General features: G+C 73.6%; 19 protein-coding genes. 10 read left to right on the top strand and 9 right to left on the bottom strand.

Features of this window, described 5'->3' with window-relative positions; genetic code table 11:
- Positions 1 to 86 precede the first annotated feature (86 nt).
- Positions 87 to 1,112 (bottom strand): LacI family DNA-binding transcriptional regulator, encoded by a 1,026-nt coding sequence (locus tag FHX78_RS00205; RefSeq protein ID WP_145865420.1) that lies wholly within the window; start codon positions 1,110 to 1,112, stop codon positions 87 to 89.
- Between the two features lie 117 nt (positions 1,113 to 1,229).
- Between FHX78_RS00205 and FHX78_RS00200 the strand changes: the two genes are divergently transcribed.
- A complete protein-coding gene (locus FHX78_RS00200) occupies positions 1,230 to 2,081 on the top strand; it encodes a phytanoyl-CoA dioxygenase family protein (RefSeq protein WP_145865419.1) in 852 nt (283 codons plus the stop codon).
- Between the two features lie 54 nt (positions 2,082 to 2,135).
- Here the strand turns inward: FHX78_RS00200 and FHX78_RS00195 are convergent, their stop codons facing one another.
- Positions 2,136 to 3,011 carry a PhzF family phenazine biosynthesis protein gene (locus tag FHX78_RS00195; RefSeq protein WP_145865418.1) on the bottom strand — a complete coding sequence of 292 codons (876 nt, stop codon included), beginning with the start codon at positions 3,009 to 3,011 and terminating at the stop codon, positions 2,136 to 2,138.
- 181 nt (positions 3,012 to 3,192) lie between these two features.
- Between FHX78_RS00195 and FHX78_RS00190 the strand changes: the two genes are divergently transcribed.
- Positions 3,193 to 4,074 (top strand): endonuclease/exonuclease/phosphatase family protein, encoded by an 882-nt coding sequence (locus FHX78_RS00190; RefSeq protein WP_229924084.1) that lies wholly within the window; start codon positions 3,193 to 3,195, stop codon positions 4,072 to 4,074.
- Between the two features lie 18 nt (positions 4,075 to 4,092).
- Here the strand turns inward: FHX78_RS00190 and FHX78_RS00185 are convergent, their stop codons facing one another.
- Together FHX78_RS00185 and FHX78_RS00180 are read right to left on the bottom strand one after the other, a co-directional pair.
- Positions 4,093 to 4,620, bottom strand: coding sequence for a GNAT family N-acetyltransferase (locus tag FHX78_RS00185; RefSeq protein ID WP_145865417.1), 528 nt, complete (start codon positions 4,618 to 4,620; stop codon positions 4,093 to 4,095).
- A gap of 118 nt (positions 4,621 to 4,738) precedes the next feature.
- On the bottom strand, positions 4,739 to 5,722 hold the full coding sequence (locus FHX78_RS00180; protein ID WP_145865416.1) for a DMT family transporter: 984 nt from the start codon (positions 5,720 to 5,722) through the stop codon (positions 4,739 to 4,741).
- A gap of 72 nt (positions 5,723 to 5,794) precedes the next feature.
- Here FHX78_RS00180 and FHX78_RS00175 point away from each other — a divergent pair, with 72 nt between their 5' ends.
- On the top strand, positions 5,795 to 6,403 hold the full coding sequence (locus FHX78_RS00175; RefSeq protein WP_145865415.1) for a TetR/AcrR family transcriptional regulator: 609 nt from the start codon (positions 5,795 to 5,797) through the stop codon (positions 6,401 to 6,403).
- A gap of 125 nt (positions 6,404 to 6,528) precedes the next feature.
- Here the strand turns inward: FHX78_RS00175 and FHX78_RS00170 are convergent, their stop codons facing one another.
- Positions 6,529 to 9,813, bottom strand: coding sequence for a GH92 family glycosyl hydrolase (locus FHX78_RS00170; protein ID WP_145865414.1), 3,285 nt, complete (start codon positions 9,811 to 9,813; stop codon positions 6,529 to 6,531).
- Positions 9,814 to 10,330: 517 nt separating this feature from the next.
- On the opposite strand from FHX78_RS00170, the gene FHX78_RS00165 reads away from it, so the two are divergent.
- From FHX78_RS00165 to FHX78_RS00150, 4 genes are all read left to right on the top strand, one after another.
- Positions 10,331 to 11,791, top strand: coding sequence for a serine/threonine-protein kinase (locus tag FHX78_RS00165; RefSeq protein WP_167531651.1), 1,461 nt, complete (start codon positions 10,331 to 10,333; stop codon positions 11,789 to 11,791).
- A gap of 96 nt (positions 11,792 to 11,887) precedes the next feature.
- Positions 11,888 to 13,087: a PP2C family protein-serine/threonine phosphatase gene (locus FHX78_RS00160; protein WP_145871519.1), complete on the top strand. Its 1,200-nt coding sequence runs from the start codon at positions 11,888 to 11,890 to the stop codon at positions 13,085 to 13,087.
- A 1,073-nt stretch (positions 13,088 to 14,160) separates the two neighbouring features.
- Positions 14,161 to 14,955 (top strand): serine/threonine protein kinase, encoded by a 795-nt coding sequence (locus FHX78_RS00155; protein ID WP_145865413.1) that lies wholly within the window; start codon positions 14,161 to 14,163, stop codon positions 14,953 to 14,955.
- Complete coding sequence (locus tag FHX78_RS00150) at positions 14,952 to 16,535, top strand: serine/threonine-protein kinase (RefSeq protein WP_145865412.1); 1,584 nt, start codon at positions 14,952 to 14,954, stop codon at positions 16,533 to 16,535. The genes FHX78_RS00155 and FHX78_RS00150 overlap by 4 nt, the downstream gene beginning before the upstream one ends.
- A gap of 47 nt (positions 16,536 to 16,582) precedes the next feature.
- Here FHX78_RS00150 and FHX78_RS00145 read toward each other — a convergent pair whose 3' ends face one another.
- Positions 16,583 to 17,767, bottom strand: a complete 1,185-nt coding sequence (locus FHX78_RS00145; RefSeq protein WP_145865411.1) for an SH3 domain-containing protein — start codon at positions 17,765 to 17,767, stop codon at positions 16,583 to 16,585.
- Between the two features lie 266 nt (positions 17,768 to 18,033).
- Here FHX78_RS00145 and FHX78_RS00140 point away from each other — a divergent pair, with 266 nt between their 5' ends.
- Positions 18,034 to 18,468: a hypothetical protein gene (locus tag FHX78_RS00140; RefSeq protein ID WP_145865410.1), complete on the top strand. Its 435-nt coding sequence runs from the start codon at positions 18,034 to 18,036 to the stop codon at positions 18,466 to 18,468.
- A gap of 68 nt (positions 18,469 to 18,536) precedes the next feature.
- On the top strand, positions 18,537 to 20,879 hold the full coding sequence (locus FHX78_RS00135) for an ATP-binding protein (protein WP_208766173.1): 2,343 nt from the start codon (positions 18,537 to 18,539) through the stop codon (positions 20,877 to 20,879).
- Between the two features lie 185 nt (positions 20,880 to 21,064).
- On the opposite strand, the gene FHX78_RS00130 is transcribed toward FHX78_RS00135, so the two are convergent.
- Positions 21,065 to 22,321: a helix-turn-helix domain-containing protein gene (locus FHX78_RS00130; RefSeq protein WP_145865408.1), complete on the bottom strand. Its 1,257-nt coding sequence runs from the start codon at positions 22,319 to 22,321 to the stop codon at positions 21,065 to 21,067.
- 666 nt (positions 22,322 to 22,987) lie between these two features.
- On the opposite strand from FHX78_RS00130, the gene FHX78_RS00125 reads away from it, so the two are divergent.
- Entirely contained in the window at positions 22,988 to 23,677 is a 690-nt protein-coding gene (locus FHX78_RS00125) for a PAS domain-containing protein (RefSeq protein ID WP_145865407.1), read from the top strand.
- Between the two features lie 106 nt (positions 23,678 to 23,783).
- Here the strand turns inward: FHX78_RS00125 and FHX78_RS00120 are convergent, their stop codons facing one another.
- Complete coding sequence (locus FHX78_RS00120) at positions 23,784 to 24,302, bottom strand: RNA polymerase sigma factor (protein WP_145865406.1); 519 nt, start codon at positions 24,300 to 24,302, stop codon at positions 23,784 to 23,786.
- 56 nt (positions 24,303 to 24,358) lie between these two features.
- The gene (locus FHX78_RS00115) at positions 24,359 to 25,693 is read right to left on the bottom strand and encodes a phthiocerol/phthiodiolone dimycocerosyl transferase family protein (RefSeq protein ID WP_425282229.1); all 1,335 of its coding nucleotides are present in this window, start codon (positions 25,691 to 25,693) and stop codon (positions 24,359 to 24,361) included.
- Between the last annotated feature and the right edge of the window lie 335 nt (positions 25,694 to 26,028).

The raw sequence follows: 26,028 nt of genomic DNA, 5'->3' as shown, positions 1-26,028 counted from the left end.
GAGGCTCACCGACGACACCACCGGTCCCGGGGCACCTGTTCCCGCGGCCCACCGGCGGGCCGCCCTCGCTCGTGCCCGTCGGAGCGTCACCGCGTCGCCGCGTCGCCTACGGTGCTCCCGCGGACGACCAGACGGTGCGGGATCGTCAGATCGGCGGCCGGCACCTCGTTGCGGGGGCTGTAGATGCGGTCGGCGAGGCACTGCAGGGCCCGGGCGGCGATCTGGCGCTTGTCGGGGGAGACGGTGGTGAGGGGCGGATGGCTGAACCGGCCGTCCTCGATGTCGTCGAACCCGACGACCGCCAGGTCCTCCGGCACCCTGAGCCCTCGGGCGTGTGCCGTGTGGAGGGCACCCAGGGCCAGTTCGTCACTGAACGCGAACACCGCGTCCGGGGCGGCATCGCCGTCCAGCAGTTCCGCCATGGCACGGGCGCCGTCCTCCCGGTGCAGCGCGGTCACGGAACGCTCCCAGCCGGCCCGGGGAGTGACCCCGGCGCTCCGCAGCGCCCTGCGGTAGCCCTCGGCGCGCTGCCGCGCCGTGCCGTTCTCCAGATGGGGCTGAAGGCCGATCGCGGCGATGCGGCGGCGCCCCGACGACAGCAGGTGGGCGGTGGCCTCCTCCGCGGCGGCCACGTTGTCCACGGCGACCCGGTCGGCCATGCCCTGGGGACTGCGCTCGCCGAGCAGCACGACGGGCAGGGGACGCGCGGTCGCGGTCAGATCCGGTGCTCCCAGAGCCCAGGGGCTGATGACGAGCCCGTCCATCACCCTGCCGCCGTCACCGGTCAGCAGACGCCGTTCCGCCTCCGCGTCGCCCCGCGTCTGATCGATGATCACCGTCCACGACCGGCGGTGTGCCTCGTCCACGATCAGACCCGCCAGCTCGGCGAAGTAGGGGGAATGCAGCTCCGGGATCGCGAGGCCGATGATGCCGGTGCGGCCGGCCCGCAGACTCCGGGCCGCGAGGTTGGGCCGGTAGCCCAGCTCGTCGATCGCCTCCTGCACCCGCACGCGGGTCTGCTCCGACACCCGCGCGGAACCGTTGACCACGTTGGACACCGTGCGCGCGGAGACCCCCGCCCGGGCGGCCACGTCTTTCAGGCTGCTGCTCACCCGCACATCGTGGCATGCGCGGCCCCACGTCACCCAGGATCCCGCCCCGAAGTGTTGCCACGTTGAAATCAACGATGCACCATGACCCGGACGGTCCTGCCGCACAAGGAGGCACGCATGAGCACGCACGCCCACCCCGGCATCTCGCCGGCCGGTCCCGACGTCGATGTGACGGCCGACGTGGAGGCCCTCTACGCGGACGGCATCACCGCGCGCAAGGGCGCGTTCACCCCCGAATGGGCCGACCGGATGCGCGAGGACATCGAGGTGGCCTTCCGGGACGCGCTGAAGCGGCCGGGCGGCGCGGTGGGCCGCGGACCGCACCGCTACTACGTGGAGATACACCCCGAGCAGCTGCGCGGCTTCGTCGACCTCGTCGACCACCCCTGGGTCCGCTCCGTCTGCACGGCCGTCCTCGGGCCCGATTACCGGATCGTCGAGCTGGGCTTCGACGTGCCGCTCGAGGGCGCGGTCGACCAGCCCTGGCACCGGGACTTCCCCATGCCGGAGGAGACCCGCGCCGAGCGGCGGCTGACCTCGCTGGCGTTCAACGTCACCGCCGTCGACACGGAGGAGGACATGGGCCCCTTCGAGATCGCGCCGGGGACCCAGTGGGACGACCACCCGGACTTCGAGCACGGCATGTTCCCGCCCCGCTCCCACTACCCGCGCTACGAGGAGCGAGCCGTCCGCAAGTACCCGCGGCGCGGCGACATCTCGGCGCGCACCGCACTGACCGTTCACCGCGGCACCCGGAACCACTCCACCCGGTCCCGCCCCGTGCTGGTCCTGGGAGTGGACGGGCCCGAGGCCACGAACGGCGACCGGCACGACACCGCCGTGACCCGCGCCTACTGGGCGTCGCTGCCCGAGCGGGTCCGCCGACACCTGGACTGCCCGGTCGTCGACGTCCTGGAGCCGGTGACGCAGAAGCACACCATCGAGGGTCTGGTCATGGGAGAGGCCTGAGCCCGGCGGCCGCGGTCCCGCCGCGCGGGAGCGAACACGGCGAGGGGACCCCCCTCAGCCGATACGCGTTCCCGCGCCGCCGACCCGGACGCGCGGGTCACCCGCGCGCAGCGTCACCGTGAGCTCGCCCGGCCGGCCCAGGTCCTCGCCCTGGTACAGGGTGAGGACGGCGTCCTCGGGGACGAGGCCGAGCTCACGGGCGTACGCCCCGAACGCGGCGGCCGCGGCGCCGGTCGCCGGGTCCTCGACGACACCGCCGACGGGGAACGGGTCACGGACGCGGAAGACCGCGGCCGACTCCCGCCACACCAACTGGACCGTGGTCAGGTCCAGACGGTGCATCAGCGCTTCGAGGCGCGCGAAGTCGTACGAGAGGTCCGCCAGGCGGGCGCGTGTCGCCGCCGCGAGAACGAGATGGCGGGCGCCGGCGAAGGCGATGCGGGGCGGGAAGGCCGGGTCGAGATCGGCGGCCGGCCAGTCGAGTGCGGCGAGTGCCTCCGCGAGGTCGGCGTCGGTGACCTCCTCGACGTGCGGCTCGACGCTGGTGAGCGTCGCCCTGAGCGTCCCGTCCTCCTCGGTCACCTCCACCGGCACCGGACCGGCCGGCGTCGCGAACACCAGCCGGCCGGGGCCCGTCCGCTCGGCGAGCGCGAGGGCGGCCGCGACGGTGGCGTGTCCGCAGAACGGCACCTCGGCCTTGGGGCTGAAGTAACGGATGCCGTACGCCCGCCCCTCGTGACCGGCGAGGCCCTCCGGGAGGGCGGTGAGGAACGCGGACTCCGAGTATCCGAGGTCGGCGGCGACGGCGAGCATGTCCCCGTCCTCCAGAGCGGTGGCGTCCAGCACGACACCGGCGGGGTTGCCGCCGGCGGGACTGCTGGAGAAGGCGGTGTACCGGAGCACCTCGGGCCGCGGCGCGTTCGTCGTCATGCTCGCGGCAACAAGTCGCGGACGCGCGGCTATTCCTGAACCGCCGTGCCGCCCGCCGCCCGCCGCCCGCCGCCGGGGGGGAAGGCGGCGGAGTGGGCCTCAGCGCACGGCACCCGCCCTCCCCGCCCCCGCCGGGCCGGAGTTGCCGACGGGACCGTCCCATAAGCTCATTGCACGGAGAATGGCGTACGCCATCGGTGTCCACAGGGAGGAGGCGATGGTGCTCGGACGGGGCATGCGGTCGCTCGTAGGTGCCGTGATCGTGGCGGGCCTGGTGTTCCTGGGAACCAGTGCGCCGAACGGAGGCCCCTCCGCCCGGCCACTGCCCGCCGATGCCGGCCGGGACGTCGTACCGGACCGGGTCATGACGTGGAACCTCTGCAACCCCTGCGAGACCAGCGACGTCGACCGGGCGGCGGAGATCGCCAGGTACGCGCCCCAGGTCGTCGGCCTGCAGGAGGCGTGTGTGGGTGACGTGGCCCGGATCCGGGACCACCTGGAGCACCTCCACGGGCTGGTCTACCACGTCGAGTACGGGCCGGTCCTCCAGAGCTGGGGCCGTTGCGGGGGAGTGCCGTGGAACCCGGGAGGCTACGGCCAGGCGGTCCTCTCGGCGGCACCGATGACGGACCGCGTCAACGTGGAATACCCCGACGGAGGCTCCGAGGACCGCGGGTACATGGCGGTCACCACCACGGTGGACGGCCGGACCGTGCGGGTCTTCAACACCCACTTCGCCGAACGGCGTCAGGAAGCGGTCCGGGCCGACCAGGCCCGCGCACTCGCCGCTGCGGTCGCCCCCTACGACCGCGCGATCGTCCTCGGGGACTTCAACGCCGTTCCGGACGCTCCCGAACTCGCGCGGATCTGGGAACTGGCCGAGGACGCGCATCCCCAGTGCCGTCCCGCGGTCGGCGGCGGCGGTTGCGAGCCGACCACCGACTGGCAGAGCAAGTTCGACTACGTCTTCCTGCGCGGCATCCCCACCCCGCTGACCTACCGCGTGGAACCCACCCGGTACTCCGACCACCACCTGGTCCACACCGACCTGGACGCGGCCTGAGGAACACGCCGGTGACCGTCACCCGCTCCGGGTGCTCACCGACCGGCGCCACCGGACCTCGCCCTCGTGCCGTTCGCCGGTGGGGGTGAGCCCGGTGGCCGTGGCGACGGCGGCGGACGCCCGGTGTCGGGGGTGGATGTGGGCGACGACGGTGGGCACCGGCTGCCGGCCGAGCCAGGCGACGAGTCCGCGGGCCGCTTCGGTGGCGATGCCCCTGCCCTGCCACGGAGTGCCCACCACCCAGGCGATCTCGGCGACGGGACCGTCGTCGGAGGGGACGACCGTCGCCTGCACGGTGCCCGTGAGGCAGGCTTCGTCCCGCAGCCGGATCACCCAGTTCAGCCAGGACACTCCCGGGTCGGGAGAGCCCGCGATCATGCGCTGGTAGCGCGAGCGCAGGGCATCCGGGGTGTCCGGAGTGCCGCCGATGAACGTGTGCAGGGCCGGATCGGACAGCACCGCGGCCATCTCCTCGGCGTGTTCGAGGCGCAGCGGCAGCAACTCCAGCCTGCTGGTGCTGATGGCACGGGCCACGAGGGTCCTCACGCCGCCACCGCCTCACCGCGCGAACCGCCTGCGTGTGTAGGAGAGTTGTGGGTGTTCACTGTGCTGGGCATGGGGGTGCCTTCCTGGTCCGCGGGCGGCGCGGGCCTGCTCGTACCGGTCAGTCGATGGCGCGGGCGGACACGTCCTTGGTGCGCGCCCTCCCGGGGCCGTCCACGGGGGAGGGGCGTCGCTGCCGGGCCCCTCGGGCACCGTCGGCGTCCCCCGCGCGGTGTCCGGTCGCCGAGGTGTCACCGCCGTGGACGATGACAACCGCCGCGAGGCCGATGCCCAGGCCGAGAAGCGTCCGGAGGCCGAACGGTTCACCGAACATCATGGCCCCCCAGACCGCCGTGACGGGAGCCATCAGGAACATGAGCGTGTTCACCCGGGTGACCCCCGAGCGCCTCAGGATGATCCAGTACAGCCCGTACCCGCCGAAGGTGGACAGGACCACGAGCCAGCTGATCGCGCCCCAGAAGGCGGGCTGGGCGGGCGGCGTCGCGGACCCGGTACCCAGGGCGAGGGCGCTGAAGACGACGGCACTGGTGAGGCAGTGCACGGTGAGGGATGTCAACGGCGCGGCCCGCTCGCGGGAGCGGCCCTCGAGGAAGGTCGCCGCCACCAGCGAGAGCATGCCGAGGAACGGTATGAGATAGGCCCACCAGGCCACGCCGGTGGCGGCTGCGGCATCGGCGGTGGTGACGACGACGACGCCGCTCACCCCCAGGCACAGGCCGAGCCACTGCCGGCGCGAGACGTACTGGTGCAGGAGCGGTCCCGCGAGTGCTCCGGCGACGAGCGGCTGGACCCCGTCGATCAGGGCCGTGGTGCCGCTGGCGACGCCGAGTTGGATGGCGTAGTAGACGGTGAGCAGGTAGCCGCTCTGGGACAGGGCGCCGATCACGGCCTGCCGGGCGAGGCCGCGCGCCGTGAGGCCCCGCCACGACGCCGTGACGGCCGCGATGACGACCAGGACGACGGCGAGCGGCAGGAACCGCCACATCAGGATCGTGAGGGCGGAGGCGCTCCCCGCGCCGAGCTTGGCTCCGATGAACCCGGAACTCCAGCACAGCACGAAGGCGATCGAGAGCAGGAAGTTCACATCTGACCCCGCTATACAGATCGGTATACATGCCTGCCCCGCCCACTATACAGATCGGTATAGTGTTGAAGCATGGGCACCGTGGAGGATCTGCGAAGGATCACGATGACGCCTGCCGCCCGGCGCATCCTGGCGGCCGCCGCGAGACTGTTCTACGAGCGCGGCATCCACGCCGTCGGCGTCGACCTGATCGCCGCCGAGGCCGGGGTCACCAAGAAGACGCTCTACGACCGGTTCGGCTCCAAGGAGCAGCTCGTCGTGGAGTACCTCGCGGACCGCGACGAACGCTGGCGAGCCCTGCTCGCCGGATACCTGGACGCCGCGGACCCGGAACCGCCGGCGCGTGTGCTGGCCGTCTTCGACGCCTCACTCGCGTGGTCACGGGAGCACAGCCCCAAGGGGTGCAGCATGGTCAACGCCCATGCCGAGATCAGCGACGCGTCCCATCCCGCGTACCCGGTGATCACCGGGCAGAAGGAGTGGATGCTCGCCCTGTTCACCCGCCTCGCCCGTGACATCGCCCCCGACGACGCCGACCGTCTGGGCCGGACCCTCATGCTGCTCCACGAAGGGGCGCTCGTGGCCCACGGCTTGAACGTCTTCCCGAACCCCATCGGCGAGGCCCGCGAGCAGGCACAGGTCCTCCTCGCCGCGACCGGGAACACGACGACGAAACGCTGAGCGGACCCCGCCGCACAACACGGTGACGCGTCCACCGGGCCGGTGAACGCGCCGCCCGGGGTGTCCCGGTGCCCGGTCCTGCCGGACCGGACACCGGGACGGTCCCCGGGCGGACGTGCACGGACCTACTGGAGGGTGATGGCGTAGATCTGCACCCGGGGATCGTTCTGCAGACCGATGGAACGCACCGTCTTCGACGCGTCGAGCTGCGCCGAGGAGCCGAACAGACGCACCGGCGGGCCGTCCACGCCCTGCCCGCGCTTGATCCGGTGCGGCATCTCCAGAGCCACGGTGCTGCCCTGCGGTGCCGATCCCGCCCAGTCGCCCACGGGGACCGATACCTCGGCGGTGGTTCCGTCCGTGTAGCGGACGGTGACCATCGTCGTCACCGGGCCGTGGTGGGCCGCGGCGACCAGGCGCAGCGCGCCGTACGACCCGGCCGGGAGCAGCATGGCCTGCCCCCGCGCCTCGACGAAGTTCGCGGCCTTCCCCGACGGATCGGGAGCGTCGTAGGTCACGCCGTCCCAGACGACCGGGCCGGCCTCGGGCAGCAGGTCGGCGTCGTAGCTCCATCCCCCGCCGTCGAAGTCGCCCTCGTCGGAGGCGGCGACGGTCGCGGTGCCGTCGTGGTTCACTTCCTTGCCGAGGTCCACGGCACACTGCTCACCGGCGTCCGCCGCGCAGCGGGCCGCGGCGCGCACCTCGACGGTCGCCGTACGCTCCACGCTCTTGACCCCCTTCGCCGTCGCCGTGATCCGCACGGAGTACGACCCCGGCGCGGTGCCCGCCGGCACGGTCACGTCCACCGCCGCGGTCCGCTGGACCGGCAGCCGGTGGGAGGTGAGGGAGAAGGGCTCGGAGGTCTTCACGGTCCAGCCGTCGGGAGCCTTCGCGTCCACGCCCACCCGCAGTGTGCCGGGCGACTGGCCCAGCACGTCCAGCTTCAGACGGACGCTCTGTGCGCTGTCGGCCGTCGGCAGGACGTCGGAGGCGGTGCGCAGCGACGCGTCGAGGTGCCGCCGGGAGTCGGCCGCCGCGCGGTTCACGGACGGCGGCTCCGCGCCCCTGCCCGTACCCCACGCCGACGGCTTGTCGGCCATCTCGAAGGCGAGCTTCCCGCCCTTGGCGACCGCGTCCCAGTCCAGCCAGGTGGCGCGCAGGTCCTTCCCGCCGAACTCCGCCTCCTTCACGTAGCGCCGGGTGTCGCTCGCCCCCGGTGCCCTGACGGTCAGGGTGCCGCCCTGCTCCTTCCCGTAGGCGCCGATGCGGATGACCGCCGACGGGAACTGCGGGCTGGAGACGGCGAGGAAGTCGCCGCCGTTCGTCGTCGGGTACAGGCCCAGGGAGGAGAAGACGTACCAGGCCGACATGGTGCCCAGGTCGTCATTGCCGGTCATGCCGTCGGGCCCGTCCGTGAAGAGCGTCATCGCGGCGCGGACCACGGTGGCGGTCTTGGCGGGCGCGCCGGCCCACAAGTACATGTACGGGGAGTGCAGGTCGGGCTCGTTGTTCGGGTTGTAGGTCGGCTTCCCGTAGTAGTCGTACGGCGCGGAGATCCAGTCCTCGCGAGCGGTCCCGGCGGGGTCCGTGAGGAGCTTCTCGTAGGCGAAGAAGGCGTCGAGCCGCTTCTCCGTCTCCCGCTTGCCGCCCATCAGGTCCACCAGCCCGGCCGGGTCCTGGGGCACCAGCCACTGGTACTGGTAGGCGCCGCCCTCGTGGAACTGGTGGCCCGCCTCGACGGGGTCGTACGGCGTCAGCCAGGTGCCGTCGGCCGTGCGCGGCCGGAACTGCCCGATGGAGGAGTCCCACAGGTTCCGGTACCACTGGCCGCGTGCCGCGAACACGCGGGCGTCCGCGGTGTGCCCGAGGCCCTTGGCCATCAGGGCCAGCGACGCGTCCGCCGCCGCGTACTCCAGGGTCGCGGAGGCGGGATGACGGCAGTCGTTGTCACCGCCCTTGTCCGGGCAGTCCTTCCCCGGTTCCAGACCGCTGGGGATGTAGCCGCGTTCCTGGTATGCGGTTATGCCCGCGCGGCCGTTGTAGGGGGAGTCGTCCGGTGGCGTGCTCAGGGCGTTCTTCCTGAGCAGCGCGTACGCCTCCTCCTCGTGGCCCGCGAGCAGGCCCTTGGACCACGCCTCGACCAGGAAGGGCGTCACCGGGTCACCGGTCATGATGTTGGTCTCGCTGTTGGCGAGCGACCAGCGCGGCAGCCAGCCGCCGTCCCGTCCGATCGCGACGACCGACAGCGCGACATCGCGGGCGACCTGCGGCTGCAGCATCTGGAGCAGTTGGTTCTGCGGCCGGTGGGTGTCCCACAGCGACAGGTTCTGGTACGGCGTGAACCCAGACGCGGTATGGGTCTTGCCGTCGAAGCCCGCGTAGCGGCCGTCGACGTCGCCCGCGAGGTTCGGGTGCAGTTGCGCGTGGTAGAGGGCCGTGTAGAACGCGCGTTGCCGCTCGGTGGACCCGCCGCCGATCGTGACGGAGGCGAGCTGCCGCTCCCACGTCTCGTGCAGCGCCGCGCGGGTGGCGTCGAAGTCGTACGAGTCGTCCGTCTCCGCCTTCAAATTCTTCCGGGCGCCTTCGAGGCCCGTGTACGACAGGCCCACCTTGACGACGACGTCACGGTCGGTGCCGGCGTCGAAGGTCACCCACGCGCCGTTCCCGCCCTCGCCGGCCGCGTCCCGCCCACCCGGGGAGCGGGTGGAGCCCCGCCAGGTGCCGTGCGAGGCGAACGGCCGGTCGAACGTCGCCGTGAAGTAGACGGTGTGCCGGTCCTTGCCCGCGCAGAAGTTGCCCGCCTCGACACGGCCCTCGACCGTCCGGTCACCGACGACATGCACCTCCGAGCCGTACACCCGCTGGTTGGCCTTGCCCGTGTTGAACAGGACGTTGGCCCGGTCGGTCGACGGGAAGGTGTAGCGCTGCCACCCCGTGCGCGGTGTCGCGGTCAGCTCGGCGTCGATGTCGTACGTCTTCAGTCCGACCCGGTAGTAGCCCGGTTCGGCGTCCTCGTCGTCGTGCGAGTAGGCCGAGCGGTAGTCGTCGGGGTCGACGCTGTCGACCGCTCCGGTCGTCGGCATGAGCGGCAGTTCGCCCATCACGGAGCAGCCGACGCCGGAGAGGTGGGTCTGGCTGAACCCGTGGATCTTGTCCTGCTGGTAGTCGTAGCCGCCCTGGCCGCCGGTGTCCGGGCTGACCTGGACCATGCCGAAGGGGGCGCTCGCGCCGGGGAAGGTGTTGCCGAAGTTCTGGGTTCCGATGAACGGGTTCACCAGGGACGTGAGCCGGGGAGCGGCCGCGGTGTCCCGGGCCATGGCCGGCGCCGGGCCCAGGACACCGCCGGCGACGACCAGCGCGGCGAGGACTGCCGAGGCGCGGGTGCGCCATCGGCGGAGGGGTCTGTGCATGGAAGAGGTCTCCTGTTCCTCACTTCTCATGTGCTGCACGACATGAGAGTGATCGCCAAGTGACGGACGGGGTGGGCACATTCAACCGGTCATGGGCGCACGGGCGCGGGGGAGAGGCGCACGCGACGGAAACACCCCGGCCCGCGGACCCGGCGTCCGTACGGTCACCGGGTGCCGTGCGTCGCAGGGCCGTGGGGTGCGGGTCATCGCGGTGAGCCTCCCTCGGCGGGGCGATCAGCGGCACTCGGCTGGATGGAAGCGGACTAGATCACGCGTCTGACATCGTTGTCAATAGGTGGGGTGCCGCCGGTACCGGCACGTCCACCGGGCCCGCGGCGCCGCCTTCTCGGCGACGGCGCGGCACCCCCGCGCGAGGTCACGAGACGAGCCCGGCGCCGGTCCTCCGTCTCCCGCCGACGGCCCCTTGGGGTAGCCCGGTCTCCCAGGGGTACGTGTGACCGGCGTTCCGTCGGCAACGAGCGCTGTACGGATTCCTTTCGAAGCAGTGGGAGATGGAATGAGGCTCCGCGAGTCGGCCATGGCACTGACCTCCCGGTATTCCGCCGAAGTGCTCGCCGGGCGTTACCGCCTGGACGCACTCATCGGCTCGGGCGGTGCCGCCGACGTCCACCGCGGCCACGACCTGCGGCTGAGGCGTCCGGTGGCGGTGAAGGTCTTCCGGCCCGGCGCGGATCTCGACATGGAGGAACGCTTCCGCAGCGAAGCGGTCATCCTGGCCCGGCTCCACCACCCCGGGCTGGTCACCGCCTACGACGCCGGACGGCACGACGACCGCGCCTACCTGGTCATGCAGCTGATCGAGGGCCCCACGCTCAAGGACCGCGTCTCCGAGGGCACCTTGACGGCCGAACAGACGGCCGCCGTCGGCGCCGGTCTCGCCGAGGCGCTGGCCCACGCGCACGACGCGGGGATCGTGCACCGCGACGTCAAGCCGTCCAACATCATCCTGGACGGGGCCGGTCGTCCCCACCTGACCGACTTCGGCATCTCCCGGCTGCTCGACGCCACCTCCCGCACCGCCACCGGCACCCTCATCGGCACGGCCGCGTATCTGTCCCCCGAGCAGGTGCTGGGCCGGTCCGTCGGCCTGCCCGCCGACATCTACGCCCTCGGTCTCGTACTCCTCGAATGCCTCACGGGCAGGCTGGAGTACGACGGCGGCCCCCTGGAGGCCGCGATCGCGCGCCTCCACCGCCCGCCCGTACTGCCCGACTTCCTGACGGAGGACTTCGCGGCGCTGCTGCGGAGCATGACCTCCCTGAACGAGTGGGAGCGCCCGCCGGCCCGTGAGTGCGCCCGGATGCTGACCGCCCTGGCCGGGGCGGCGGACTCCGTGCCCGTCCCGCCCGCGACCCCCACCACGAGCGCCGTACCGGATCGGGAACCCGTGCGGGAACCGGATCGGGAACCGGTGCGGGACGCCGGGCCCACGCACCGGAGCCCGTCGCCCGCCGGCCGACCGGCCCGGCCGAGAACCGCAGCCGCGCGGCGTCGCACCTTGGTCACCGGGGGAACCACCGCGCTCGCGGCCGTCCTCACCGCTGGCCTCGCCGTCTCCGACGGCCCCTGGCGGCAGGGAAGCGGCGAGCAGGCACCCCGGGCGGCCGGCAGCCCCTCCGCGCCGGCCGACGCCCCGCGCATCGGCACCCAGAGGAAGGACACGACCCCCGTGGCTCCGTCGCCCTCCGCCCCCCGCCCCACGGCCGACCCGCGCCGTGACGCGGCCCCCGCCCCGGTGGACCCGGGCAGCCGGAACCCGGCCACCGGCGCGGCCGCACACGGCACCCCGGCCCCGGCACCCCGCTCCGGCCCGGACGGCACCGCGCGCGCTCTGCCCACGGACCCCTCCGGCACGGGTCGGCAGAGCGGGACGACCCCACCCGGCGAACGGGCCGACAGGCCCGAAACCGCCGGGAAGAACCAGAAGAAGGTACGCAAGAACGACACGAAGCAGTAGGTCAACGAGGTGGGCGCTCGTCACACCCGACCGGATGTGTGCATTCGGTGCCGATCACCGGGAACACGCAGTGAGCAGACCGGGGAGGTGCGTGTGATCGGTGATGAGGGCTTGGGCCTGGACGGGGTACTCCGGGCGGCGGAGAAGGCCGCGCCGGTGGAGTCGGTGGACGTGGTGGCGCGGAACCTGGAGAAGCGGTTCTCGGCCAACGAGGTGTCGTTCCTCTTCGTGGACATGCTCGGGAGGGAAGCCGTGCGGCTGCCCAGAGCCGGGGCGGCCGGACAGGCCCGCGGCGAGCCGGAGAGAGTCGAGCTGGCGGGCAGCATCTACGACCGGGTGCTGCGGTCCCAGCGCCTCCACCAGGAGGACGACGAGGAGGGCAACTGCCGGATGGTCGTGCCGGTGACCAACCGCGGCGACTGCCTCGGCGTGCTCGACCTGGTGGTGCCGCACACGGACGACGCGGTCCACGAGGCGGTCGAGCAGGCCGCACACGCGCTGGCGTACATCGTGGTCACCGACCGCCGCTTCACCGACCTGTACCACTGGGGCAGACGCACCACGACCATGAGCCTGGCAGCGGAGATCCAGCACCAGCTGCTGCCGTCGGCGGCGTGTTGCGAGGCGGCCCAGTTCACCCTGGCCGCCGGCCTGATCCCGGCCGACGACATCGGCGGCGACACCTACGACTACGCCCTCGACCAGAACACCCTCCACCTGTCGATCACGGACGCGATGGGGCACGACACCGACTCCGCGCTGCTGGCCACCCTCACGGTCAACGCCCTGCGCGGAGCGCGCCGAGCCGGACACGGCATCCTCGACCAGGCCTACGCCGCCCACCGGGCGATCAGGAGCCACGCTCTGGGCATGACCACCGGACAGTTGCTGCGCGTCGATCTGGACACCGGCGTCTGCGAGCTGGTCAACGCCGGCCACCCCTGGCCCCTGCGGCTGCGCGGCACCCGAGTGGAAGAACTGTCCCTCAAGATCAACCTGCCCCTCGGGGCGCCTGCCGCGGTCACCTACGAGGTGCAGTACCTGCGTCTCGAGCCGGGCGACCGCCTGGTGCTGATCACGGACGGCATGCGGGAGCGCGACGCGGCCGCGGTGGACCTGGAGGCGCTCATCCGCGACACCCGTGAGGAGCATCCCCGCGAAGTGGTCCGCGCCCTGACCGCGGCGGTCCACGCCGCGTGCCGGGGAACACTGGCGGACGACGCCACCACCCTGGTGCTGGACTGGCACGACAGCATCTCGGGACCGCGCGGCACCTGCGGCGGCCCCCACCCCTGAGCCGCGCGCGGTGGGCCGGCGCCACTGCGCCCGCGGTGACGACCCGTCACCCCGCGGCGCCGTGACGGAACGCGTCGACCGGCTCGGTGCGCGCCGCGCGGAGCGCCGGACGGGCGCCCGCGACAGGGCGAGCGGCAGCGGTCCGGCCACATCGGCGGCCACCCCCATGTCCGTGTCGACGACCATCCGGACGGGGCGGGTCCCATCTGCCGGGCGGCCCCCCACATATGGTGCGCGGTCCCGTGCGGCACGACCCCGGAGGCCGTCACCTCCGCCTCGCGGTCCACGTCACCGACGATGCCGACGACGGTGAACGGCGTCCCGCGTCGACGGCGGTGAACGGCGTCCCGCGTCGACGACGGTGAACGGCGTCCCGCTCCGATGAGGATCACCGGCCGCCGGTCGAGCCGGCCGATGCCCGGGCACCGTGCGGCGCCGGAGCCGAGCACGGCCACCGGACCGGCCCGGTCGTCGAGGACGGAGCCGACGAGCCGCCCGCTGTGCAGGGTGGCGCGCAGCGCGGGAAGCGTCCCGGCATCGGCGTTGACGGGCAGCCGCTGGTCGGCCGCGAGCGTCAACTGTCACTGACGCACCGTCAGGATGTACTCCTTCAAGGGTGCCGGACGTCGGCGCAGTCCTGCGATTCGGTCACAGTGACAAGCGGGAGCCCGTCGTGCGTCGGCTTGTCCGCGCCTTGCGCGGAGCAGCCGAGCACGGTCGGCGGAGGCGGCGGACCGCGCGGCGTCACCCACGACGCGGCGGTCCTCCGAGGTCCCGGACGTCGCCGCGGAAGCAGCTGATGGCACTGATGGCCCCTGCGTCCTCGTTCCGGTTCCCGTTCCGGCCGTAGCGCGTCACCTCGTCACGGGGACACCCCGCGCCGTCCGTCGCGCCGACGCTGCCGGACGAGTCGTTTCCGGCCACCCGACGCATGGCGCGATCCGTTCGCGCCCGGCCGTCGCACCGATGATTCACGGCGGAAACCGGAGTCCCCACAGTGTCTTGGGGAACCGCGCGGACGACCCGTGGGGTGCGCCATACAATCCACGCGACCGACTTGGGGGGAGTACCGGATGGAAACCGTCATCGTCCAGTTACCGGAGGCAGGGGCGGTGGTCCCGGGAGAGACGGGCAGACCCGGGCTCCTGCACCTGGGTCCCGGGGACGTCATCGAGTTCGGCCGCGGCGTACCCGGAAACGGAACCAGGGCGGTCAACCTGCCGGATCCGGGGATCTCGCGCCGCGCCGGGCAGTTGGAGGCGGCGGGGGACTACTGGCGCCTGTCCAACTTCAGCCGCAGCATGGCGTACGTCGTGGAGAACCTGGAGGGCGCCGGCGAGTACATCACCGTGGCACCCGGACGCCTCGGCGCGCCGGTGCCGTTCGAGTTCTCCCGGGTGGTGCTGCCGGCCCTGACCGGGAGCGCCGCCTTCAAGGTGTTCGCGCCGCAGCACGCCTACCTCGGGGAGCGGCCCGGCGACGGGGCCGGCGAGCAGACCGTGCACCCCTTCGCCCTGGACCCCACGTCGAAGTACTTCCTCGTGCTCGTCGCCCTGTGCGAGCCACGGCTGCGGGACCCCTCCGACCCGGCGCTGCCCGGCGCCGGGGACATCGTGGAGCGGCTGCGCCCGCTGGAGTCCTGCCGGAGCCTGACCCGCTCGGCGGTCAACTACCACATCGACTACCTCGCGTTCGCCAAACTGCGCCTGCCCCACGCCGACGAGACAGCCGCCGACGGCCCGCGCACCGGCGCCAAACGCGCCCAACTCGCCCTCATGGCACTGAGGTTCGGGCTGGTGCGCGAGGAGCACCTGGCGCTGCTGCCGCCGCGCAGCCGCCGCACCGTGCCGCAGGAGACCGGCACATGACGGCACACGAGGCACCCGACGACCTCGGACCGGAACGGCCCGGGCTGCCCGAGGGGTTCCGCATCGACGGGGAATGGGAGCTCGGCGCGGTCATCGGCTCCGGGGGCTGGGGCACCGTGTACGAGGGCCGCTCCCTCGCCGACGGCACGCCCGTGGCGGTGAAGGTGCTGCCGACCGGATCCCTCGCGCCCGGGACGCGCACCGCCTTCGGTGAACTCGTCGCCCGCGAGGTGCGGTTCAGTGCCGGGGCGGACCACCCCCACCTCGTCCGCACCCGCGCCGTGCGCACCCTCGCGGTACCGGACCTGCCGGCCCTGGACGGGGCGACCGCCCTGGTCATGGACCGTGCCGAGGCCAGCGTGAAGGACGTCCTGGACGCCGCCGAGCCGGGCCGGGCGGTCGCCGACGCCGCCCGGATCCTCGGCGGCGTCGCCGCCGGCCTCGCCCACATGCACGGCGCCGGATGGGTGCACGGCGACCTCAAGCCGGCCAACGTCCTGCTGGGCGCGGGCGGACAGGTGTGGCTGGCGGACTTCGGGCTCGCCGTGGAACTCGACGGGAGCCACGCCCACCTGCCGCCGCTCGGCACCCTGGACCACTTGCCTCCCGAGTGGTGGTCCCAGCGCACCGGAACGCTCGGCTCTGTGGTCCGGCCCACCGCCGACGTCTGGGCGTTCGGCATCCTCGCGCACCAGGTGCTCACCGGCGGCCTGCACCCCTTCCCGGGTGCCACCGCCCGGGCCCGCTCGCTCGCGGCTCAGTCCTACGCGCGCGGCACCGCGCCGCTGCGGCTGGACGCCGGACTCGACGAGGGCTGGCGCGTCCTGATCGCCGACTGCCTGGCCCCCGACCATGCCTCCCGGCAGCCGCACACCGCGCAGCGGCTCGCCGCCCGGGTCGAGCGGCTGGTCCGGGACGCGCGCCCGCACCGACGGCGTACGGGCCCGGTCGTGGCCGCCCTCCTGGGGCTGACCGCGGTGGCCGTCGCCGGCATGGCGCTCCTCGGGGGCGACGGCCCCGCCGGCGGCGACCGCGCGGGGGACCGGCGGACCGCCGGCGCGACCGGCCCCGCCACCGGCGCTCCGGGCCGGGGCGCCGCGGCCGGGACCGCGGCGCCCGGCGCCCTGCGGCCGGACGCCGACGTGCCCGACGCGCTCCGGCCGGTCATCGACCGTGCCGCCCACCGCTGCACCGACGAGGAGGTCACACCGGCCCTGCTCGCCGCCATGCTGAAAGTGGAGAGCGGCTTCGACGTGAACGCCGCCCGCCCCGCCCGCGACGAGTACGGCATCGCCATGTGGACCCCGTCGGTGTTCCGCGCGTGGGCCGTCGACGGGGACGGCGACGGCGACAAGGACCACATGTCGGCGCCGGACGCCATCGCCACCATGAGCCTGTACGCGTGCTGGCTTGACCAGCGCTTCAAACAGGAGGGGCTGCCGAAGGAGGACCTCCAGGCACTCATCGTCGCGGGCTACCGCACCAGCGACCGGACCGTGATCGAGGAACGCGGCGTCCCCGAACGGGTACGGCCGCACGTGGAGGAGGTACTGCGCCACCTCGCCGCGTACGAGCGGTGAGCGGCCCCCCGACCCGCCCACCGCCCGCACCCGTCCCCCGGCCGGGGCTACCGCGCGCCGCACTCCGGGACGCCCGGCAGCCTGTTGTCCGGCGAACTGATGTAGATGTTGGAGATGTAGCCGCCGTGCTGCGGCAGGTACGCCCACCATTCGTTGGAGTACGGCGGCACGGTGACGACCTGGCCCCGGACCTGGCAGCCCACCAGCACCTCCACGCCCGCCGGCAGCTGCCGCAGCGGCGGCCTGCCGGTGGACGGGTCCTCGCGCACGTTGACGAACTCGCTCCACGTCCCGAGCCACGTCCCGGACGGCCGCACCGCCCCCGGGACGTTCAGCGAGCGGGTCAGCCGGCCGATGTCGGTGTACGCCTTGCCGTACGAGGTGCCGAGCGGGTGCAGCGTGAGCACGGCCACGATGGACCGGTCACCGGCGCCGACCGTACCGGTGCTGTGCAGTGCGGGCCGGTCCAGGTCCACCGCGGCCGCGCCGCTCCCGGCGTTCTCGTCCGCCGTCACACCCGCCGCGAGGGACGGTGTGCCGCAGGTGCCGTCGGGGAAGTCACCCGACCAGCCCTGCTTCACCGCCCACGGCCGCTCGAACGCCCCGGCGATACCGAAGTGCTGGTCGAAGCGGTCCGAGGCGCAGCGCGTGCTCTGCCGCAGCCGGCCCATGACGAAGTCCCGCACGGGGGCGGGCGCCCGGTCCAGGAGGTACCGGTAGATCGTCACGGTGTCCCGCGCCGAGAGCGCGGTGTAGCCCCAGAACTCCTCGTACCCGGCGGGCGGCGGCACGGTGTCGCCCAGCCCCAGCCTGGCCACCATGCGGTCGATGATCGCCGAGCGGCCGTAGGTCCTCCAGTAGTGGGTGGCCGCGGCGTCGTCGCTGCTGCGCAGCATCGGTTCCAGCCGCGCCCGGTCGGCCTCGGGGACGGTGTAGTCGGGCCCGCGGTTCCACAGGAAGTCCAGGGCCAGCAGCAGCTTGACGACCGACGCGGACCTGAACTGCGCGCCGGACGCGATCTGTTCGGTGTACGTCCCGGTCTGCCGGTCGAACACCGCGACACCGGCGGTGACACCCGCCGGCACCTGCGCGGCGGACGACACGGTGTCCCCGGCACCGGCACGCCGCTCCTCCCCGGCGGCCGCCGGGGCGACCGCACACCACACCAGCAACAGGACGGCCGAGGCCGCCGCCAGCAGTCGCCCGACTCCGGGCGGGGTCGTACCTCTCATCGTCACTCCGTCGTCGCAACGTCCACCGATGATGACGCCGCCACGCTAGGCACCCGCGGGCCCCCGGTGACCCTGACACCTGTCAGGTCACGACGGCCCGGCCGCACGGGGGCGTACCCGTCGCGCCGGGCCGCGGGACGAGACGAGAGGGCGCCACCGCACGGCGTCGCGCGCGGCCGGCCCGGGCTCTCGGCAGCCCTGCGTCCAACATCAACTTCCGCGCGGTCGGTCATACTTGAACCCCCGTTGCCGACGAGAGGACCCCCATGCTCCTGGAAGCGCTCAGCGCGTTGGCCGCCGCCGGGGGCGGCGCACTGGTCCAGGCGATGGCCACGGACGCGTGGCAGGAGTGCCGCGAGCGCACGGCCCGGCTGCTGGGCCGCGGCGATCCGCAGGAGGAGTCCCGGCAGGAGGCCCGCCTGGAGCGCGCCCGTGAGGAACTGGTGGCGGCCGGCGACGACACGGAACAGGTCGCGGCCCGCCAGACCGCGGCCTGGCGGACGCGGTTCGAGGATCTGCTGGAGGACGCCCCGCAGCAGGCGGAGCAGCTCCGCGACCTGGTCGCGTTCGTGCGGGAGCAGGCGCGGGCCGGGGGAGTGGCCGCCGGACAGGTCACCGTGCACGCCACCGCGTCCGGTCACGCGCAGCAGGCGGTGCAGGGGCAGGGCGAGCAGCACAACACCTTCCGGGCACCCCGGTGACGGCAGGGACGGACCGGCCGTCCGACCCACCGGGCACGGCACCGGCTGCCGGGACCGCCGGCGGCCCCGTGACGGTCGGCATGGACGCGAGCGCGAGCGGCCGGGCGCAGCAGGCCGTCATCGGGCAGGGCGTCCAGCACAACCACTTCTACGGCGCCCCCGCCGCCGAACGGCCCGGGATCGAGCTGAACACGCTGGTGCCGCCCCCCTCGGTCCTGGTCGGCCACGCCGGGCTGCTCACGGACCTGGCCGCCGTCTGCGAGGCGGCCCTGACCGAGCGGCGCTCTCCCGCCCTCGCGCTGCTGTACGGCACGGGCGGCGTCGGCAAGTCCGCCCTCGCCCGCGCCCTCGCGGACCGGCTGGCCGGAGCCTTCCCCGACGCCCGGTTCGAGGTGGACCTGTCCGGATTCACCCCCGGCAGCACACCGCGCGAGCCGGGCGAGGTCCTGGCGGAACTGCTGCGGCTGGCCGGCTTCGACGGCTCCGACGTCCCCACCGGCACCGCGGGCAAGGCTCAGCTGTGGCGGGCCTGGCTGGCGGACAGAAGGGTGCTGCTGCTCGTCGACAACGCCCGCGAGGCCGCTCAGGTCGAGCCGCTGCTGCCGGGCCCGGCGAGCGCCGGCCGCTGTCTGGTGCTGGTGACGAGCCGGCACCGGCTCACGGGGCTGGACGCGGTGGTCCGCGAGGAGGTGTCCCTGCTGCCGCCCGACGAGGCCGTGGAACTGCTGCTGCGGATCGCGGGCCGGTCCCCCGCGGGCGGGACCGGTGGGGCCGGCGAGCGGGAGGTACTGCACCAACTGGCCCGGCTGTGCGGCCGGCTGCCGCTGGCCCTGCGCCCCGTCGGCGCCCTGCTCGCCGACATGGACCCGGTCGACCTGCTCGCGGTGATGCGGTCCGCGACCCGGCCGCTGGAGCAGCTCGACGACGCCGACCGCGAGGCCGCCACCGCCTTCGAGGTCTCGTACGAGGCCCTGAGCGCGGACCTCCAGGCCATGCTGCGCACCTGTGTCTGGCACCCGGGGCCGGACTTCGACGCCGCCTCGATTGCGGCGCTGGCCGGGATGCCCGCACAGCTGGCCACCGTGCGCCTGGTCCGGCTGCTGCAGCGCAGCATGCTGACCTCGCTGCCGCAGCGCCGGTACGTCTTCCACGACCTGTTCGTGGCGTACGCGCGCAAGCTCGTCTCCACCCAGGACTCCCGCGAGGCCGTCGAGCAGGGCCGGCGCAGCCTCTACCGGCACCTGGACAGCGTCACCGGCACGGCGCACGCCCTGCTGTACGGGGCGGCCGTCCCGGCCTCGGGCACCGGACCGTTCGACAACCCCGACCACGCGCGGATGTGGTGCCACGCCGCCTTCGAGGAACTGTGCGGCGCCGCCCGGTCCGCGCTGGCCGAGGGGTGGGAGTCCGGAGCGGGCCTGGCCCGGCGGACCGCGCGGCTCCTGTACGTGGACGGCCGTGAGGAGCAGGCGGCATCGCTCTACGCGGACATCCTGGCGGCCGCCGAGCGGGCCGGCGACGAGGCGGGCCGGGGCCGGGCCCGTACGGCCCTCGCCGACATCGCGCGGGACCGGCGCCGCCACGACGAGGCGGTCGCCGGGTTCGAGGAGGCGGCGGCGCTGCTGCGCCTGGCCGGGGACCGGGCGGGGGAGGCCGACGCGCTGCGCGGGCTGGGGGAGGTCGCCCGGGCACGCGGCGACTACGCGGCCGCGACGGAACACTTCGAGCGGGCCCTGCGGTGCGCGCGGGCGGCGGACGACCCGGCGGGGCAGGGCTACGCGCTGACCGGCCTGGCCCATGTCGCGCGGGCCCGCGGCGAGCACGGCCGGGCCCGGGAGGGGTTCCGGGAGGCGGTGGAGCTCCAGCGGCGGGCCGACGACGGCATCGGCCTCGCCTACGCGCTGCGCGGCCTCGGCCACGTCGCCCGGGCGGCGGGTGAACTCGACGCGGCGACCGGGTACTTCGGGGAAGCGGTCACCCTCCATCGGCGGGCCGGCAACCGCTTCGGCCAGGCCTTCGCCCTCACCGCGCTCGGCACCATCGCGTGCGAGCGGGGGCGTCACGAGGAGGCCGCCGCGTACTTCGGCGACGCGCTCGTCCTGCACCGGGCGGTCAACAACCCGGCCGGTGAGGCGGAGTCCTCGGCCGGTCTGGCCCGGGTCGCTCTCGCCCAGGGCGACCCGGAGCGGGCCGCGGCCGGCCTGCGGGACGCGCTGGCCCTGCTCACCGGGATCGGCGACCGCCCCCGCCAGGCCGCGGCGCACGCCGAACTGGCGGCTCTGGAAGCCCGCCTCGGCCGTCCCGCCGAGGCCCGGGAGCACTACACGGCCGCCCACCGCCTGCAGACCGCTCTCGGCCTGACCGGTGCGGCGGCCCGGACCGAACAGGCCCTGCGCGACCTGCCCGCCTGACGTTTCCGCGCGGCGCCCGCCCGACGGGGAAGGCGCCACGGACGCCCCCTCGGTTCCCACGAGGGAACGACACAGCCCGGACCCGGTGAGCCGTCACGGACGCCCCCTCGCGCCCACGTGCCGGCACACCGGGGCGCCCTGTGCGCGCGGAGCGTTCAGCAGCCGGAGGCGTGGTGCCCGATGAGTCACCCCCGCTCAGGTGTCCGCGCCCGTGCCTCGGGGACGCGGACGTCGGCCAGGGTGGTGGCCAGGGCCTGCCAGATGTGGGCCGCCAGGTCGAGGTTCCGGGACTCCGTCGCCTGCCGTCCGAGCCGTTGCAGGGCGGCGATGCCCTCGTCGACGCGGCCCGCCAGGATCATCAGCCGGCCGTCGAGGACCGACAGCCGCACCCGGTCACGGTAGGACAGACGCAGGTCCTCATCGCTGAGCAGGACCTCAGTGAGGGCCCGGGCGTCGTCCAACCGGCCCTGGTGAAAGGCGAGATGGGCCTGGAGCGCGCGCAGCTCCTGGAGTTGCAGGGGGGTGCCGATCAGGCCGAGGACGGAGGCGGCCTCGCCCAGCCAGCGCTCGGCGGCGGCCACCCGGGGCGGTGACATCTGCAGCGCGGCGGCGGTGGCGGCGGCCCGCAGCCGGGTCCACAGACTCAGGTCGTCCTTGCCCTTCAGCAGCCCCAGCGCCGTGTCCAGTCTGCTTCGGGCGGTCGCGTCGTCGCCCTGGCGGTTGCTGACCACGGCGGCCGTCCACAAGGCCTCGGCCGCCTGGGCGGCCGAGGCCCGGGGCAGCAGCTCCCGCTCCAGTTCGGCGACGTGCCGGCCGGCCGTCTCCAGTCGGCCGAGCTCCGTCTCGATGCTGATCAGCACCATCAGGGCGGGCAGCGTGTCGGACACGCCCAGGTCCGCGGCGCGGGCCACGGACAGCGCCTCCAGGGCCGCCGGTTCGGCCGTGCGCATGTCGCCCAGGGCGCGGGTGCAGCGGGCGTACCGGACGCGCGAGCGGACCCGGAGTTCCGGTGCCTCCAGCACGTCGCTCAGATCGACGAGTTCGAGCAGCCGCGTGCGCTCCAGCTCGTAGTCGCCGTCGTGGCCGGCGGCGCGGCTCAGCAGCCACAGGGCCTGCCAGCGGGCAGCGGGATCCTCGCCCGCGTCCTCCTCGACCGCGCGGCTGAGAGCCGCCGTGTCGTCCGTGCCGGGCGGTGCGGAGGTCACGGCGGCCAGTACCCCCGTCAGGGATCTCTCGTCCGACGGACCGGTCAGGGCGGACGTGTCGACGCCGAGACGATCGGCGAGGTAGGACACGGCGCGCTCGGTGGGACGCCGGTCACCGGACTCCAGGCGCGACAGGTACCCCGTCGACATGCCTTCCCCGACGAGGCCGGCCTGGCTCAGGCCCCGTGCCAGCCGGAGCCTCTTCAACCGACGGCCGAAATGCGGCTGTTCGAGCATCTCCCCCCTCCGGTTCCGTCGCGCGATCGACAGGCGTCGTCGCCCCTGCCTGCCCGTCCGGGCGCGCGGGTTGTCAACACTCTATGAAGCGCGGCAAGGGGCTACAAGCCGTTAAGCGCAGGTCAACTGGCCATTGTCGGAGCGGCACCCCACCGCGTGTGGGGTGTTTGGATCGGGCTTCGCGCTGCCCGAAATCGGCCCGATTTCACAAGAGTTGCCAGGTTGCCCAGGTCACCTGGCAAACCCTTGCCACGGGGGTTGCCGACCCTTAATCTCGAATGCGCCCCCTTGATGCGATCCCATCTTCGTCATGTGGAGGTTTTCGTGCTGCGCAGCTCCCGACCGGGCATCTCGCGAAGGCCGGACGTACGGCCCGGTGGTTCCCCGCAGGGATCGGACACCGAGATCGAATGGCCATGACAACGTTATCCACCCCAGTCGGGTGCCGGCCGCCCAGGCGCCGCCCCCTCTGCTCACCCTGACCGACCCGGGAGTCCGGCGCCTCGCCGCCGGCCGCCCCGGGGCGACGCGGACACCGGCGACGGCCACCCACGAGTGGCCCGCGCCGTCACCGGACGCTCGTCGACACCCAGGCACGGCACATCGGTCCGTTCCGCGTCGCTCACCCTTCCCAGCCCCCCACGCAGGAAGAAGGACGGTACGTCCGTGGCGACCACGAGTTTCCCCGACGCCTCGCCCCGCAAGAAGAAGAAGGCCGCCGCCGCGGCCACCCCCGCCCGCCGCGCCCCGACAGCGGGCGGCGCGCCGGGCGGTGCCGCCCCGCCGGAGGTCTGCAGAGCCCACGTCTCCCCCGGGGACCTGGTCGTCAGGGCGGCGGATCCCGAATTCGCCCGCCCCTTCGGCCTGAGCGCCGACGAGATATGCGGACAACGCCTGCTCGACCTTCTCCGCTCACCCGTTCCCGCACGGCTGCGGGAAAAATTCACCGCGCTTTCCTCGGGAAGCATCCGGCGATTCGAGGAAAAGGTGACGGGCCGCGACGGCACCGGCCGGAATTTCCCGGCGGAAGTCACCGCAGTCGCCGTCAGGAATCCTGCGGGTGAAATAGCCGGCGTCGTCGTCCTCCTGCGCCGGTGCGACGGCGCGGTGTCCGGCGGGCCCGTGCTCAGCGCCCTCGACGCGCAGGTTCTGGAAGGGGTGGCGAGTGGCGAGTCCACGGTGCAGCTGGCCTCCCGTCTCTATCTGAGCCGTCAGGGAATCGAGTACCGCGTCGGGCAGATGCTGCGGCGCTTCGACGCGCCCAACCGCCCCGCCCTGGTCGCGCGGGCGCACGCGCTCGGGATGTTCGCCGCGGGCCAGTGGCCCCCGCGCGTCCTCCCCGAACGCGTGCGGTAGCGCGGAACGGGGCCCACCGAGCCCCACGCGGCGGCTGTGACGGTGACCCACCGCCACAGCCGCCTTCGCTTCGTACGGATCCGGCCCCGGGGCGCCGGTTCCGGCCTCACGCGGCCGAGGGCTGCCACGCCTCCTGGAACCGGCGGCGGGCCCGGAAGAGACGGGAGCGGACCGTGCCCAGGGGCAGGGCGAGCACCTCGGCCATCTCCTCCTCGTTGAGCCCGTAGGCGCGCAGGGTGAGGACCTGCCGGTGCGCCTGGGACAGACGCTCCAGCACGTCGCTGATGTGTACCGCGTCCAGGGGGTTCGTCTCCTGCTGCGACTCCACCTCGGAACAGGAGCGTTCCTCGCCGTAGCGCTTGGCGGTGCGGACGGCCTCACGGACCGTCACCGAGCGCACCCAGCCGTAGAACGCCGCCGGTTCGCGCAGGGAACCCAGGCCGCGGTAGATGGCGAGCAGCGCCTCCTGTGTGGCGTCGGCACCGTCGTCGTGGGTGATGGACCGGCAGATGCGCGCGACGTAGGGCGTGATGCCGGTCAGCAGGTGGTTCATCGCGTGCTCGTCGCCCGCCTGGGCTCGGGGGAGCAGCGTCAGGGGCGAGGGGAGTTCGCTGACGGTGGTCATCGGACAGAGGTTCCTTACGGCAGCCGGGCGGGGGTCGGAAGGGCGAAGGGCCGTGCTCAGCCCGTGGCGGCGCGGGCGTCCCCCGGTTCCGCCGCGGTCGCGAAGCGCAGCAGCCCCGCACGCACGTCGTCGCGGAACGCCCGCATGAAGGCCGGGCTGTAACAGGCCGTGGAGTGCGGGAACTCGATGGCGAGCCGGCCCTCGAAGGAGACGACGCACGCCATGACGGGACTGCGTCCCGCCTGCGGGAAGTAGTGCTCGCGGGCCGGCACCAGACGCACGTCGGCCGCCCGCAGCCCGCTCGGCAGCCGCGGGCCGGGGACGACGCCCATGTTGGTGGCGATCACCGTGGCCAGTTGCAGGGCGGGGTTGCGGGGGATCTCCGGCGTGATGCGCATCTCGTGGAAGTGGTCGCCGCGGGAGAGGAAGTCGCCCAGGCGGGCGTGCACGGCACGCGCCAGCTCCAGCGGCTCGGAGGTCTCGGACACCTCCAGGGTCTGCAGATGGGTGGTGACCGCGGGGACCGGGGCGGAGGCGGGCACGGGCGGGGACAGCCGGGAGCGCAGGTCGACGGGGGAGAGGCAGCCGAGGGTGCGGGATCCGTCGCCGTCCAGGCGCCGCCGGGCCGTGGCGAGCAGCGTCGCGGCGACCAGGGCGTGCACGGAGACGCCCGAGCCGCGTGCCGTCCGGCGCAGCCGCGTGGTGAGGTCCGCGTCCAGGGTCAGCCTGCGGACCTCGATGTGCCCGCCGCCGTCGGCCCCTTCACCGGGGACGGCGTCGTACGGCACCAGCTCGACCGGGTGCCGCCGTGTCCGCTCGATCCGGTCGTCGAGGTACTTCGCCGTGTCGGCGTCGTCGGCCGGCGGCAGCAGCCGGCTGACGGGCTCGGGCCAGCGCGGGAGGTCCGCACCGGCGGCCTCGGCGGCGGGCTCCCCTTCGACCAGCGCCCGGTAGCGGTCCCACAGCGCGTTGTGCAGCGCGATGCTGCTGTGGCCGTCGGTGATGGTGTGGTCCACCACCAGCAGGAACAGGTGGCTCTCGCCGTCCGGCGCGCTGACCAGGACGGCACGGCTCAGCGGGCCGCCGACCGGGAGGGGCCTGTTCAGCTCCGCCGCGTAGGCCTCCTCCTCGTCGCCGGTCCGGGTGACCAGCCGCGGCCGCTCGTCCTCACCGAGGACGCGCAGCACATGACCCGCGCCGTCCTGCTCGATGCGGGAGCGCAGCGGCGGGTTCGCCTCCGTCACGGCGTCGAACGCGGCCGACAGCGCCGCGACGTCCACGGCTCCGCGCAAGGAGCAGGACAGGAAGGCCCTGCTCCGCTGGCCCACGTAGAGCGTCTCGACCGGACACAGCGCACGGTGCATGCCGTCAGCCTTCTTTCCGTCGTTCATTTCGGGGCTCCTCGGCCCGGGAATCGGTCTGCCGCCGCGGCTGTCCGCGGGAATGTCGGGGCCTTCAGAGAGTGCACGGAGGGACGCGCCCGAATCCAGCGCGGAGCCGTCGGCGCAGCGAATCCGCGTGTTTTCCCTAAAAGTTGAACCGGGACCCGCACTCCCCGACTCCGCGTTCTTCAGGGAAACCCCTGAATCGGCGTCACGGCAGCCCGTATCCCTTGACCCGGCCGGTTCCGGTGCACCACCGTGCTGTGCCGTGAAACCGGGGCGGGCGACGTGATCCCCCGCCCCCGGCGTGCGGCAGCCTTTTCCGCCCCGCGGGTCGGCCCGGC

Source organism: Streptomyces capillispiralis, assembly GCF_007829875.1.
Classification (GTDB): domain Bacteria; phylum Actinomycetota; class Actinomycetes; order Streptomycetales; family Streptomycetaceae; genus Streptomyces; species Streptomyces capillispiralis.
This window is presented reverse-complemented; position numbering and strand designations above follow the sequence as displayed.

What these genes read in the sequence shown, in the direction of transcription:
- FHX78_RS00195 (WP_145865418.1), bottom strand. Translation starts at nt 3,011, where the DNA reads ATGACGACGAACGCGCCGCGGCCCGAGGTGCTCCGGTACACCGCCTTC.
- FHX78_RS00170 (WP_145865414.1), bottom strand. Translation starts at nt 9,813, where the DNA reads ATGCACAGACCCCTCCGCCGATGGCGCACCCGCGCCTCGGCAGTCCTC.
- FHX78_RS00175 (WP_145865415.1), top strand. Translation starts at nt 5,795, where the DNA reads ATGGGCACCGTGGAGGATCTGCGAAGGATCACGATGACGCCTGCCGCC.
- FHX78_RS00130 (WP_145865408.1), bottom strand. Translation starts at nt 22,321, where the DNA reads ATGCTCGAACAGCCGCATTTCGGCCGTCGGTTGAAGAGGCTCCGGCTG.
- FHX78_RS00150 (WP_145865412.1), top strand. Translation starts at nt 14,952, where the DNA reads ATGACGGCACACGAGGCACCCGACGACCTCGGACCGGAACGGCCCGGG.
- FHX78_RS00190 (WP_229924084.1), top strand. Translation starts at nt 3,193, where the DNA reads ATGGCGTACGCCATCGGTGTCCACAGGGAGGAGGCGATGGTGCTCGGA.
- FHX78_RS00145 (WP_145865411.1), bottom strand. Translation starts at nt 17,767, where the DNA reads ATGAGAGGTACGACCCCGCCCGGAGTCGGGCGACTGCTGGCGGCGGCC.
- FHX78_RS00115 (WP_425282229.1), bottom strand. Translation starts at nt 25,693, where the DNA reads ATGAACGACGGAAAGAAGGCTGACGGCATGCACCGTGCGCTGTGTCCG.
- FHX78_RS00140 (WP_145865410.1), top strand. Translation starts at nt 18,034, where the DNA reads ATGCTCCTGGAAGCGCTCAGCGCGTTGGCCGCCGCCGGGGGCGGCGCA.
- FHX78_RS00200 (WP_145865419.1), top strand. Translation starts at nt 1,230, where the DNA reads ATGAGCACGCACGCCCACCCCGGCATCTCGCCGGCCGGTCCCGACGTC.
- FHX78_RS00165 (WP_167531651.1), top strand. Translation starts at nt 10,331, where the DNA reads ATGAGGCTCCGCGAGTCGGCCATGGCACTGACCTCCCGGTATTCCGCC.
- FHX78_RS00155 (WP_145865413.1), top strand. Translation starts at nt 14,161, where the DNA reads ATGGAAACCGTCATCGTCCAGTTACCGGAGGCAGGGGCGGTGGTCCCG.
- FHX78_RS00120 (WP_145865406.1), bottom strand. Translation starts at nt 24,302, where the DNA reads ATGACCACCGTCAGCGAACTCCCCTCGCCCCTGACGCTGCTCCCCCGA.